Source organism: Mycolicibacterium celeriflavum, assembly GCF_010731795.1.
GTDB lineage: Bacteria > Actinomycetota > Actinomycetes > Mycobacteriales > Mycobacteriaceae > Mycobacterium > Mycobacterium celeriflavum.
In genome coordinates this window covers 597,909-610,740 of the sequence record NZ_AP022591.1, presented here as the reverse complement: position 1 = coordinate 610,740, position 12,832 = coordinate 597,909, and the positions used below count along the sequence as shown (strand labels likewise).

Annotated in this window: 12 protein-coding genes; 2 read left to right on the top strand and 10 right to left on the bottom strand. The window is 67.9% G+C overall.

The genetic code is table 11. From position 1 onward, the window contains the following. Positions 1–21: 21 nt before the first annotated feature. Positions 22–399, bottom strand: coding sequence for a hypothetical protein (locus G6N18_RS02795; RefSeq protein WP_083000561.1), 378 nt, complete (start codon positions 397–399; stop codon positions 22–24). 95 nt (positions 400–494) lie between these two features. After that, positions 495–824 carry a hypothetical protein gene (locus G6N18_RS02790; protein WP_082949374.1) on the bottom strand — a complete coding sequence of 110 codons (330 nt, stop codon included), beginning with the start codon at positions 822–824 and terminating at the stop codon, positions 495–497. Positions 825–961: 137 nt separating this feature from the next. Between G6N18_RS02790 and rbpA the strand changes: the two genes are divergently transcribed. Next, positions 962–1,297 carry an RNA polymerase-binding protein RbpA gene (gene rbpA / locus G6N18_RS02785; RefSeq protein ID WP_059102195.1) on the top strand — a complete coding sequence of 112 codons (336 nt, stop codon included), beginning with the start codon at positions 962–964 and terminating at the stop codon, positions 1,295–1,297. A gap of 4 nt (positions 1,298–1,301) precedes the next feature. On the opposite strand, the gene G6N18_RS02780 is transcribed toward rbpA, so the two are convergent. From G6N18_RS02780 to G6N18_RS02765, 4 genes are read right to left on the bottom strand one after another with little or no spacing between them, the layout of a single operon-like run. Beyond that, positions 1,302–2,078 (bottom strand): polyprenol monophosphomannose synthase, encoded by a 777-nt coding sequence (locus tag G6N18_RS02780; protein WP_067222923.1) that lies wholly within the window; start codon positions 2,076–2,078, stop codon positions 1,302–1,304. Further along, positions 2,075–3,715: an apolipoprotein N-acyltransferase gene (lnt, locus tag G6N18_RS02775; RefSeq protein ID WP_067222920.1), complete on the bottom strand. Its 1,641-nt coding sequence runs from the start codon at positions 3,713–3,715 to the stop codon at positions 2,075–2,077. The genes G6N18_RS02780 and lnt overlap by 4 nt, the downstream gene beginning before the upstream one ends. Beyond that, positions 3,708–5,294 carry an amidohydrolase gene (locus G6N18_RS02770; RefSeq protein WP_067222915.1) on the bottom strand — a complete coding sequence of 529 codons (1,587 nt, stop codon included), beginning with the start codon at positions 5,292–5,294 and terminating at the stop codon, positions 3,708–3,710. The genes lnt and G6N18_RS02770 overlap by 8 nt, the downstream gene beginning before the upstream one ends. Continuing rightward, positions 5,295–5,807, bottom strand: a complete 513-nt coding sequence (locus G6N18_RS02765; RefSeq protein WP_083000563.1) for an FxsA family protein — start codon at positions 5,805–5,807, stop codon at positions 5,295–5,297. A 47-nt stretch (positions 5,808–5,854) separates the two neighbouring features. Between G6N18_RS02765 and G6N18_RS02760 the strand changes: the two genes are divergently transcribed. After that, positions 5,855–6,562 (top strand): dienelactone hydrolase family protein, encoded by a 708-nt coding sequence (locus G6N18_RS02760; protein WP_083000565.1) that lies wholly within the window; start codon positions 5,855–5,857, stop codon positions 6,560–6,562. Here G6N18_RS02760 and G6N18_RS02755 read toward each other — a convergent pair. From G6N18_RS02755 to G6N18_RS02740, 4 genes are all read right to left on the bottom strand, one after another. Next, positions 6,546–6,944 (bottom strand): PPOX class F420-dependent oxidoreductase, encoded by a 399-nt coding sequence (locus G6N18_RS02755; protein ID WP_083000566.1) that lies wholly within the window; start codon positions 6,942–6,944, stop codon positions 6,546–6,548. The two genes, G6N18_RS02760 and G6N18_RS02755, sit on opposite strands and share 17 nt — an antisense overlap. 2 nt (positions 6,945–6,946) lie before the next feature. Beyond that, entirely contained in the window at positions 6,947–7,327 is a 381-nt protein-coding gene (locus tag G6N18_RS02750) for a PPOX class F420-dependent oxidoreductase (RefSeq protein WP_083000568.1), read from the bottom strand. 39 nt (positions 7,328–7,366) lie between these two features. After that, positions 7,367–10,972 carry a cobaltochelatase subunit CobN gene (gene cobN, locus G6N18_RS02745; RefSeq protein WP_083000570.1) on the bottom strand — a complete coding sequence of 1,202 codons (3,606 nt, stop codon included), beginning with the start codon at positions 10,970–10,972 and terminating at the stop codon, positions 7,367–7,369. A 361-nt stretch (positions 10,973–11,333) separates the two neighbouring features. Continuing rightward, positions 11,334–12,791 carry a flavin-containing monooxygenase gene (locus tag G6N18_RS02740; protein WP_083000572.1) on the bottom strand — a complete coding sequence of 486 codons (1,458 nt, stop codon included), beginning with the start codon at positions 12,789–12,791 and terminating at the stop codon, positions 11,334–11,336. Between the last annotated feature and the right edge of the window lie 41 nt (positions 12,792–12,832).

The following is a 12,832-nucleotide window of genomic DNA, read 5'->3' as shown; positions in this document are numbered from 1 at the left end:
GTGTCGCCATCCGGTAGCGGGTCATTCTTCCGACCCTGCTTCGCCGCCTTCGTCGGTGCCCGCGTCATCGGTGTTGCCCGCCCAACTCTGCGGCCCCAACTTGCTCGGGATTTCCGACCAGCCCTGAACGAGCTTTCCGGGCGCCTCCGCCCAGCCCTGAACCAGTTTGCCGGGCGCCTCCGCCCAACCCTGAACCAGTTTGCCGGGCGCCTCCGCCCAGCCCTGGACCATCTTGCCGGGGGCTTCGGTCCAGCCCTCGACGAGTTGCCCGGTGTAGCTGTTGCCGCCGGTTGTGTGTGCGCACGGTGAGCAACTGACTTCGCCGGTGTCGGCGGGTGCCGGCGCTGCGGTGACGAGCGCTGCGGCTACGAGTCCTCCGGCGACGGTGAGGTGTTTCACTTCTTGCTTTCCCCTTTTGTTTGCTGCTCATCGTAGCGACAAGCCAGCGAGCCTGCAGTCCGAGGGCGCAGTGGACTACCGGGGAGGCCGGTGCGTCATCGCCAACCGTCGGCGGCCTTCGCAGCCTGCATCAGCGCGTCGCACAGTTCCCGCAATTCGCCGGTGTCGGCGCCTTCCTCGATCGCCGTCGCAACGTCTTCGGCGGCGCATCTGACCTGGTAGACCCGGTCGGAGAGCTCGGCGGCCTCCTCGGGGCTGAGGACGACCGCATCGGGGGCCAGCGAGGTGCCCTTGATCAGGCTGCGCTGCTCGTACGCGCGTTGCCGGCAGGACTGCCTGCAGTACTGTCGGCGCCTGCCCAGCCCCACGTCGTCGACCACACGGCCGCACCAGCGACATGATTGGGGGCGTAGACGCTTCTTGATCCCGGGTGCCACGGCCGTGACTGTAAACCGCGGCTCCGGCGATTCCCGGTAGCATGGACGGTCGAGTCGGGAACTTCACAGCGTGTTGCTGCGTTGTTTGACCGAATCTTTACGCGCTGATCGAGGAGTGTTTGACGATGGCTGATCGTGTCTTGAGGGGAAGTCGCCTCGGAGCCGTGAGCTACGAGACCGACCGCAACCACGACTTGGCGCCGCGTCAGGTCGCGCGCTACCGCACCGACAACGGTGAGGAGTTCGACGTCCCGTTCGCCGACGACGCCGAGATTCCCCACACCTGGCTGTGCCGCAACGGCATGGAGGGCACCCTCATCGAGGGTGACGCCCCCGAGCCGAAGAAGACCAAGCCGCCGCGCACGCACTGGGACATGCTGCTCGAGCGCCGGTCGGTCGAGGAGCTCGAGGAGCTTCTCAAAGAGCGCCTCGACATCATCAAGGCCCGCCGGCGAGGCTAAGCGCTCAGCGTGTGACGCCGACCCCGCGGGCGCGGTTGAAGCGGCCGCGGATGCCCCACTCCGCCACCTTGAACAGGGCTTCGCGGATGTTGGACCCGCTCATCTTGGACTGACCGAATTCACGTTCGGTGAAGGTGATCGGCACCTCGACGACGACGAACCCGTTGTTGATCGTGCGCCAGGTCAGATCGATCTGGAAGCAGTACCCCTTCGAATCGACCGCGCTCAGGTCGATCTTCTCCAGGACCTCGCGACGGTAGGCGCGGTAGCCGGCGGTGATGTCGTGGATGTCCACGCCGAGCAGGATGCGGGAGTAGCCGTTGGCGGTCCGCGACAGCACCAAGCGTCGGCGCGGCCAGTTGCGCACCTCGCCCCCGGGCACGTAGCGCGAGCCGATTACCAGGTCGGCGCCGGCGTCGACGGCGTCGAGCAACCGGTACAGCTGCTCGGGCGGATGACTGCCGTCCGCGTCCATCTCGACGAGCACGGCGTACTCACGGCTCAATCCCCACGCGAACCCGGCCAGATAGGCCGCGCCGAGGCCGCCCTTGGCGGTGCGGTGCATGACGTGGATGCGGTCCGGGTCGGCGAGCGCCAGCTCGTCGGCCAACGCGCCGGTGCCGTCGGGACTGCCGTCGTCGACGATCAGGACGTGGACTTCTGGGCGCGCCTGCTGAACGCGACCGACGATCAACGGCAGGTTCTCCCGCTCGTTGTAGGTGGGGATGATGACCAGCGTGCGCTGGCTTGGGCTTTCCCCCGGGACCCGGCCCGTCGTCATGTAGCTCCTCTACCTTTGTTGTCGCCGCTCAGTCGACGACGCACAAAGCCCCCATTGTGCAGCATCGCGGCGAGCAGACTGCCGACGCCGACGGCGATGAGCAGCCCTTCCACCAGGGGACCCCATCGGGTTGCCGCCGTGAGCTGCGTTTTCAGCCTCACCGCGCGGTCGAGGTACGCCGGTTCGTAGAACGCGGTGCGGGCCAGTTCCCGTCCATCCGGGGCGATGAACGCGCTGATGCCCGTCGTTCCCGCCACCACGACGTAGCGGTCGTGTTCGATCGCGCGTAAGCGGGCGAACGCGAGTTGCTGCTCGCTCATCGACTCGGTGAAGGTCGCGTTGTTGCTGGGCACCACGAGCAGTTGCGCGCCGTTGCGCACCGCCTCGCGGGGCGCCCGGTCGAAGATCACCTCCCAGCAGGTGGTCACCCCCACCGGCACACCAGCGGCGTGCACCACCCCGGTGCCGTCGCCCGGAATGAAGTACCCGGCGCGATCCGCATGTTCCGAGAAATGGCGGAAGAAACCGCGCCACGGCAGATACTCGCCGAAGGGTTGCACGATCTGTTTGTCGTGACGCTCAACGGGCCCGGTGCCCGGATTCCACACGATCACCGAGTTCGTCGAGGTGGGATTTTCACGGGTGGCGCCGGGGGCCTCGACCACTGCACCGACCAGGATCGGCGCGTCGATCGCCGCCGCGGCGTCGGAGATCAGTTCGCGCGCATCGGGGTTCGCCAACGGGTCGATGTCTGAGGAGTTCTCCGGCCAGACGACGAACAGCGGCCGGGGCGCCCGCCCGGCACGCACGTCCTCGGCCAGTCGCATCGTCTCGCGCACGTGGTTGTCGAGCACGGCGCGCCGCTGGGCGTTGAAGTCCAACCCGAGTCGCGGCACGTTGCCCTGCACGACCGCGACGGTGATCGACTGGTGGTCGCCGGCGCCGGCGCCGGACTGACGAACGTGCGGCCACGTCAGCGCGGTGACCAACAGCACCACGCTGATGCACACGCCCGGCACCACCACGGCGGGCGGCGCTGCGTTGCGCCCGGTGTCCCGCCGCCACCACTGCACCACCTCGAGAACCATTGCCGCCAAGGCGAACCCGACGAGCACGACGGCGAAGGACAGCAGCGGCGGTCCGCCCAGTTGTGCGATCGAACGCAGCGGGCTCTCGGTCTGGCCGTAGGCGACGACGCCCCAGGGGAACCCACCGAACGGCACCGTCGACTTGAGCCACTCCTGTGCCGCCCACAGCCCGGCGAACCACAGCGGCCAGCCAGGCAACCTGCGCACTGCTACCGCGGCGGCGCCGAACAGCGCGGGAAACAGCGCCTCCACGAGCGACAATCCGATCCACGGTAACGGGCCGACGAACGCACCGACCCACGGCAGTAGCGGCAGGTAGAACGCCGCGCCGAACAAAAAGCCGTACCCGAAACCGCCACGCACCGTTGTGGTTTCGCGGGTCAGCACCCAGGCCAGCAGCGCAAATGCGACGAAACCCAGATACCACCAGCCGAACGGCGGGAAGCTCAGGCACAACAGCAGGCCCGCAACGATCGCCACACCGAGCTGCGGGAGCCGGTCCACCACGGCCCGACCGAACCGTCTTGCCCTGGAATCGTTTTCAACCATGGAGGACGACACCCCGGTGGACCGTCTGCCGGCATCGCGGCGACGGGCCGTCGAGCCGCGGCAGCGGTGGCACACGCGACCGCTGGTCGGTTGACCAGCGCTGCACCGCGTCGGCCGGGGCGCTCACCTCGAGTTCGTCGGCCTCCCAAATCGCATACGACGCCGGCGCGCCGGGAACGAGGGTGCCGGTTACCCCGTCCCGCACCCCGGCGGCGCGCCAGGCACCGCGAGTGAGCGCCGCGAACGCCGCCCGCGGCGACAACGCACTGCCCGGCGTCCGGTGACGCGCCGCTGCGCGCACCGTCGCCCACGGGTCCATGCCGGTGACCGGGCTGTCCGAGCCGAATGCAAGTGGCACGCCTTGAGATGCTAACAGCGCGAACGGGTTCAACGATCGGGCGCGGTCGGCGCCGAGCCGCTGGGCGTACATACCGGTTTCGCCGCCCCAGAGCTCATCGAAGTTCGGCTGCATGCTGGCGAGCACGCCCCACGCGCCGAGCCTCCGGGCCTGTTCTTCGGTGATCATCTCCAGATGCTCGAGCCGGTGCCCGCAGCGGGCGAGCGCGGGAGCGCCGAACGTCGCGACGACGGACTCGAACGCCTCGACCACCGCGGCGACCGCCGCGTCGCCGATCACGTGGAAGCCCGCCGTGATGCCCGCCTCCGTACAGGCGTGCAGGTGAGCCGCGATGGCCTCCCGGTCCAGATAGGTGTTGCCCACGCAGTCGGGCGCGTCGGCGTACGGCCCCTGCAGCCAGGCCGTGCGCGACCCGAGCGCCCCGTCGACGAAGAGGTCGCCCGCCAGTCCCCGGGCACCGGTGCGCTCGATCAGCTCGCGCGCCTGACCGGCCGTGGTGACCGCTTCGCCCCAGTACCCGACGATCTCGACGCCGTGGTCGAGGGCGCGGATCTCGTCCCAGTCGTCGAGGCCGCCGATGTCCGGTCCGGCGCATTCGTGCACGGCGACGATGCCCGCCGCCGCCGCCGCGTTCAGCGCCGCCGATCGCGCGTGGGCGCGCTGCGCCGGGGTCAGCCGGGCTCGTGCGGCGGCGCGGACCAGATGGTGCGCGTCGCCGGTCAGCGGTCCTTGCGGGGTGAAGCCGGAGGTCTCGGGCAAGCGCGGCGCCAACCGGCGCAGCGCGGTGGACGCCGTGGCCGAGTGGACGTCGACCCGCGCCAGGTAGGCCGGCCGGTCACCGACGACCGCGTCGACGTCGTCGGTGCCGGGCGGGATGGACTCGGGCCAGTTCGACTCGTCCCACCCGTGTGCCCAGATCGAGTCGTCCGGATGGGCGCGGGCGTAGTCGCCGAGCAGTTGCAAGCAGTGCCGCAGCGAGGTGGCGGGCCGCAGGTCGAGCCCGGACAGGGCAAGACCGGTGGCGGTGAGGTGGATGTGGCTGTCGACGAAGGCCGGCGCGACGAATGCGCCGCCGAGGTCGACGACCTGCGCGTCGGGGAATTGATTGCGGCCCACGTCATCGCTGCCCAGCCATGCGATCACACCGTCGCGGACGGCGAGTGCCGTGGCGTCGGGCATGGCGGGGCTGTACACCCGCCCGTTGAGCAGAAGGGTTGTCACCTACGGGAGGTTCTCACGCCCCTCGTCGGCGCGGTGCGAGGCGGTGCGGGGCGCGCCCTCCACCGCGGGCGGTTCGACGTCGACGACATCGACAACCTCGCCGTCGATGTAGTCCCGCCGCGTCCTGGCCGCCCCGTAGCCCGCGACACTAGCGGTGATCAGCGGCATCCGGCGCGCAGCGAGCGCGGTCAGCAGTGGGCGGGCCGCCGCGCGCGTCGGCGGCAACAGCAACAGCGCACCGGCCACCGAACTGGCCAAACCCGGGATCACGACGAGCACCGTGCCGAGCGCGACCAGCACGCTGTCGGCGGCGGCTCCGTGCAGGTTCGCCGGGGTAAGACCCCTTCGCAGCCGGCCGAGATGACGCCTCACCTGCGATCCGGCCAGGACGAAGCCGACCACGAACGTCGCGAGCAACAGCAGCAGCGTCCAACCGACGCCGATCGTCGACACCAGGGCCGCCACGACCGCGATCTCGATGACCACGTAGAGCAGGAACAGCCGAATTGCCATACGCGGTAAACGTCCGGACGACCCGTTCGGTTCCGTAGATTGACCACGTGACGACGATCAAGATCGACACCCCGGACGGCCCGATCGACGCGTTGCTCGGTGTCCCGGACGGCCAGGGGCCGTGGCCTGCGGTCGTGGTGGTGCACGACGCGATCGGCTACCGCCCGGACAACGAGGCGATCTCGGCGCGAGTGGCCGCTGCGGGCTTTCTCGCGATCTCGCCGAATCTGTACTCGCGCGGCGGGCGGGCGCGCTGCATCACGCGGGTCTTTCGCGAGTTGCTCACCAAGCGCGGCCGCGCTCTCGACGATGTGTTGGCCGCACGCGATCACGTGCTCGCGATGCCGCAGTGCACGGGCGCCGTGGGGATCGCGGGGTTCTGCATGGGCGGACAGTTCGCCTTGGTGATGTCGCCGAAGGGGTTCGGCGCTTCGGCACCGTTCTACGGCACGCCGCTGCCCCGCCCGTTGGACAAGACGCTGACCGGCGCGTGCCCGATCGTCGCCAGCTTCGGCCGGCGAGACCCGGCGGGCATCGGAGCCGCAGACAAGCTCCGAAAAGTTCTGCAAGACAAAGGCATCCCTGCAGACATCAAGGTCTATCAGGATGCCGGGCACAGCTTCGCCAACAAGCTGCCCGCCCAACCGCTGCTGCGGATCACCGGCTTCGGCTACAACGAGGCCGCCACCAACGACGCCTGGAATCGCGTGTTCTCATTCTTCGGCGAGCACCTGACGGCTACACCGCGGGCTTGACCACCGGCTCGATTTCGATGCCGATGTGCACCTTGTCGATGCCGCCGCGAAACAGCGCCTGCGGGATCCACCACCACGCGTGGTACCAGTAACGCTTGGTCACCCTGTCGAAGACACGGCGGGTTTCCGTTTTGGGCAGTACCCGGGCGACGGCCTCGACAGGTTCGCCCTTCGGCTTGCCCAGCACGCCGGACTTCTGGATGGTCACCCGTGGGGTGTTGGCGATGCGCTTGGTCTTCCACGAGCCGTCGTCGGTGATGACCAGCAGCTTGTCGCCGTCGGGAGCACCCCAGATCGGTGTCGGCTTGGGCCTGCCGTCCTTGGTGAACGTCGTCAGCAGGATGTACTTCGAGTTCGCGATGTCATCGAAGGAGTCCGCCATTGTCACCGGGGCTTGATCTCGATGGTCACGTTGTTCTTCATTCCGCCGCGCAGCTTGGAGAAGAAGTTGAAGGTCTTGCCCAGCAGCCCGTAGCGCTTGCCGATCGCGTCGTAGGTCGCGCCGTTGGCCGATTTGTCCAGGACCGTCGCGACCGCCTCGACCGGCTCACCTTTGGGGTTGCCGCGCACGTCGCACGGCGCGATGGTCACCCGCGGGGTGTAGCGAATCCGCTTGACCTTCCACGACTTTTCCTGCGTGATCGCCACCAGCGCGCCGCCGTCGGACGCCGCCCAGATCGCTGTCGGCTTGGGCCTGCCGTCCTTGGTGAAGGTGGTGAGCAGGATGTATTCGGACTTCGCGACATCGGCAAAGGTGGCAGGCACGCCACCGAAGATACTGTGCCGACGTCGACTCTGCTCGGATCAGCCCTCGAGATCGCCTTCGGCCTCCAGCAGCACCCGGCGCAATCCGTCGAGGGTGGCCTTCTCCGGCGCGGCCCACATGCCCCGGTCCGCCGCCTCCAACAACCGTTCGGCCATACCGTGCAACGCCCACGGATTGGATTCCGCCATGAACTTGCGGTTCTCGTCGTCGAGGACGTATTCCGCAGACAGCCGCTCGTACATCCAGTCGGCCATCACCCCGGCGGTCGCGTCGTAGCCGAACAGGTAGTCGACCGTGGCGGCCATCTCGAATGCGCCCTTGTAGCCGTGCCTGCGCATGGCGTTGATCCACCGCGGGTTGACCACGCGGGCGCGGAACACCCGGGTGGTCTCCTCCGAAAGGGTGCGGGTCCGCACGGCGTCCGGACGGGTGTTGTCGCCGATGTAGGCGGCCGGGTCCTTGCCGGTCAGCGCCCGCACGGTGGCCACCATGCCGCCGTGGTACTGGAAATAGTCGTCGGAGTCGGCGATGTCGTGCTCACGAGTGTCGGTGTTCTTCGCCGCGACCGCGATTCGACGGTATTGCCGGCTCATGTCATCACTGGCGGCGGAGCCGTTCAACCCGCGGCCGTAGGCGAAGCCGCCCCAGGCGGTGTAGACCTCGGCGAGATCTCGGTCGTCGCGCCAGTTGCGGCTGTCGATCAGCTGCAGCAGGCCCGCCCCGTAGGTGCCCGGCTTGGAGCCGAAAATCCTTGTGGTGGCGCGGCGTTGGTCGCCGTGTTCGGCCAGGTCGGCCTCGGCGTGGGCGCGGACATAGTTGTCCGCGTCGGGTTCGTCGAGGTTCGCGACGAGCGATACGGCGTCGTCGAGCATCGTGACGACGTGCGGGAACGCGTCGCGAAAGAACCCGGAGATGCGCACCGTGACGTCGATGCGCGGCCTGCCGAGATCGGCGAGCGTGATCGGTTCGAGATTGACCACTCGCCGCGAGGCCTCATCCCACACCGGCCGCACACCCAGCAACGCAAGGACTTCGGCGATGTCGTCGCCGGCGGTACGCATCGCGGACGTGCCCCACACCGACAGGCCGACCGACCGCGGCCAGTCGCCGTAGTCGGTTCGGTAGCGCTCCAGCAGCGAATCGGCCATCGCCACACCGGTTTCCCACGCCAGACGGGACGGCACCGCTTTGGGGTCGACCGAGTAGAAGTTGCGACCCGTGGGCAGCACGTTGACCAACCCGCGCAGAGGTGAACCCGACGGGCCCGAGGCGATGAAGCGACCGTCGAGCGCCCGCAGGATGTGCACGATCTCCTCGGCCGTGCCCGCCAGCCTGGGCACCACCTCGGTGGCGGCGAACCGCAGCACCGCAGCGACGTCGGCGTTGTCGGTCAACATGTCGACCACGTCGGGATTCCATCCCGAATCCTGCAGCGCCGCAACGAGTTCGCGGGCGCTCGCCTCGGCTGCGTCGACGGCGGTGCGCTCGTCGTTGCCGTCCTCTGCCAAACCGAGCGCCTGTCGCAGCCCGGGCACCGAGTGCTCGCCGCCGAACAACTGTCGGGCCCGCAGGATGGCCAGCACGAGGTCCAGTTCCTCCTCACCGCTGGGCGTCTGGCCGAGGATGTGCAGCCCGTCGCGGATCTGGACGTCTTTGATCTCGCACAGCCAGCCGTCGACGTGCAGCAGCATGTCGTCAAACGAGTCCTCTTCCGGCCGCTCCTGCAACCCGAGATCGTGGTCCATCTTCGCCGCGCGCATCAGCGTCCAGATCTGCTGGCGGATCGCGGGCAGCTTGCCGGGGTCGAGTGCTGAGACATTGGCGTGCTCGTCGAGCAGTTGTTCCAAACGCGCGATGTCGCCATAGGTTTCGGCGCGGGCCATCGGCGGGATCAGGTGGTCGACGAGGGTGGCGTGCGCGCGACGCTTGGCCTGCGTGCCCTCCCCCGGATCGTTGACCAGGAACGGATAGATCAACGGCAGGTCGCCCAGCGCGGCGTCGGAGCCGCACGCCGCCGACATGCCCAGCGTCTTGCCCGGCAACCACTCCAGGTTGCCGTGCTTGCCCAGGTGGACGATCGCATCAGCGCCGAACTTGGTGTCGATCCAGTGGTAGGCCGCCAGGTAGTGGTGACTGGGCGGCAGGTCGGGATCGTGGTAGATGGCGACCGGGTTCTCGCCGAAGCCGCGCGGTGGCTGGACCATCAGCACGACGTTGCCTGCCTGCAGTGCCGCGATCACGATCTCGCCCTCGGGATCGGCGCTGCGGTCGACGAACAACTCGCCCGGCGGCGGGCCCCAGTGCTCGACGATCGCGTCGGCCAACTGGGCAGGCAGCGTGGCGAACCAGGCGCGATAGTCCTTGGCGGACACTCGAATCGGGTTACCCTCGAGCTTGCCTTCGGAGAGCCAGTCGGGATCCTGTCCGCCCCGTTCGATCAGCGCGTGGATGAGCGCGTCACCATCGCCGGAGGCGATGATCGTGCCGAGGTCGCCGGCTCCGGGCGCGTCGTCGATGCGGTAACCGTGCTCGCGCATCGCGCGCAGCAGCTTCACCGCGCTGGCCGGAGTGTCCAGTCCGACGGCGTTGCCGATACGGGCGTGCTTGGTCGGGTAGGCCGAGAACACCACCGCGATCCGCTTGTCGGCCACCGGGATCGCGCGCAGCCGCGCGTGCCGCACGGCGAGCCCGGCGACGCGGGCGCAGCGCTCCGGGTCGGGCACGTAGGAGATCAGGCCCTCGTCGTCGATCTCCTTGAACGAGAACGGCACCGTGATGATTCGGCCGTCGAATTCCGGCACGGCGACCTGGGACGCGACATCCAGCGGCGAGAGCCCGTCGTCGTTGTCCTCCCACTGCGCCCGGGAGCTCGTCAGGCACAACCCCTGCAGGATCGGGACATCCAGGGCGGCCAGATGCGCGACGTCCCAGCTGTCGTCGGTGCCGCCGGCCGACACGGAGGCCGGGGTCGCGCCACCCGCGGCGAGCACGGTGGTGATGAGCGCGTCGGCGGTGCCGAGCAGTTCGAGCAGTTCAGCGTCGGCGGTGCGCAGCGATGCGCAGAAAACCGGCAGGGCGCGTCCCCCGGCCTCCTCGATCGCCTCACACAGTGCATCGACGTAAGCGGTGTTGCCCGCCAGGTGCTGGGCGCGGTAGTACAGCACCGCCACGGTGGTGCCGTCGTCAGAGCCGCCGTCGCGGTGCGTCACGCCCCAGTTCGGGGTGCTCTCGGGGCGGTTGAAGCCAAAACCGGTCATCAGCAGCGTGTCGCAAAGGAACGCGTGCAGATGGCGCAGGTTGGACACACCGCCCTGGGCCAGATACACGTGCGACTGCAGGGCGACGCCCGCGGGCGTCGTCGAGTGGCCCATCAGTTCGGCGTCGGGCGTCTGTTCACCGCTGACCACGACGGTCGGCACGCCGCTGGCCACCGCCATGTCGATGCCGTCCTGCCATGCGCGGTATCCGCCGAGGATCCGAACCACTACGACGTCGGCGCCGCGCAGCAGGTCCTCGAGCTCGCCGTCGACGAGCCGCGACGGGTTGGCCCACCGGTAGTGCGCACCGCTGGCACGTGCGGTGATCAGGTCGGTGTCAGAGGTGGACAGGAGGAGGACGGTGGGATTGCGAAACGGCTGAGCCACCCACCATTACTACCCCACGCCCGTCACCTCGTTCCGCGAGCGTGCGAGTCTGCACAAGACACGCCGCCCCGCGACAGCAGGGTGCGCACGCTCGACACCCACTGAACGTGCGGCAACGCCCCGATCGGGTTAGCGCCGGTTCCAGCGGCCGTAGGTGCTCTGCGGATACGGCAGCCCGAGGGCGGCGACGAGCACAACCAGAAGAGCGGCGAAAACGATGAGTTCGAACATCGTTGTTCCTTCCTGACATCGCTTACTGCACACACGTGCAGTAATCCGGAACTTACGACGTCAGCGCCCATTTGTGACCGTTGTGTGTGGCACGGATCACTCGATCCATCGATGTGACGACCGTCACTACTCAGCCGGTGCGAACCTCGAAGTCGGCGACATCGGGCACCTGCAGCAGCTCGCGGTGCCGGCTCGGCCGCCAGGGGAACAGCTCAGGTAGGCCGTCCTTGCCGAGATACCAGCTGTTGCATCCGGTCAGCCAAACCGTTTGTGGCATAGCGGCTTTCATGTCTTCGTTGTATTCCTTGGTGGCCGCCTCGGTCGGCGCCGCCGTCAACACCCGGCCGTCGTGGATCTGATTGATCCACCACATCACGTAATCGGCCTGATCTTCGGCGATGATGACCAGCGACTGGTTGCCGACCGGCGAATGCGGGCCCATCAGCATGAACAGGTTCGGAAAGCCGGGTAATGCGACCGACCGGTACGCGTGCGCGCCGTTTTCCCACAACTCATCGAGCGTGCTGCCATCCGGGCCGACGATCTCCATCGGGCGGACGTATGCGTGAGCGTCGAACCCGGTGGCGAACACCAGCACGTCCAGTTCATGGCGCGCGCCATCGGCGGTCACGACGCCACCGGGTTCAATATGGTCGATCGCCTCGGTGACCAGATGCACGCCCGGTTTCTGGATCGACTGGTAGTAGTGACCGGATAGCACGATGCGCTTGCACATGGGCTGGTAGTCGGGGGTCAACTTGCGACGCAGTTCCGGGTCGCGCACGGACAGCCGCAAGTTCCAGCGACACATCGCCGACATCAACCGTCGCTGCCAGCACCGCTCAACCGTCGCGCGGCCCAACGAGTTCTCGATGTAGGTCTGCCAGAAGCGATAACCCAGTCTGTTGAGAATCGGCCAACGTTGTAGCGCCGCTTTGGTTATCGGGCGATAGCGCATATTCGGCGACGGGTAAACCCACTGCGGCGTGCGCTGGAAGACGGTGAGCTCGCGCACCTTACCGCCGAGTTCCGAGGTGATCTGCACACCCGTTGATCCGGTCCCGATCAACCCGATTCTCTTGTCGCTCAGTGACAATGAATGGTCCCACCGTGAGGAATGAAACGACGGCCCCGCAAAGGTTTCAAGCCCTGCGATGTCGGGACACCGCGGCACGCGCAGCACGCCGGTCGCGGTGACGAGGACATCGAATGGCTCTTCACCGGCCGAGGTGCCCACCCACCACCGGCCGTCGCGGTGATGAGCAGACGTCACCTCGGTGCCGAACCGGATGCGGGAGCGGATGCCGCGTTCGTTGGCGACCTGCCGAAAGTACGAGTGGATTTCGGGACCGGGCGCCATGAACCGCGACGAATTCGGATTGGGCTTGAAGGAATAGGAGTAGAACCGCGATGGCACATCGCACGTCAGCCCCGGATAGGTGTTGTCGCGCCAGGTCCCGCCGACGTCATCGGCCGATTCGTAGATGACGTAGTCGTCGATGCCCGCCTCTTGCAGCTTGATCGCCATGCAGATGCCCGACATGCCCGCACCGACGATCGCGACCTTCACCGCCCGCTTCTCTGCCATCAGGCCTCCTTCGGCGAGAGCAAAGCGTACGCCGGAATCGG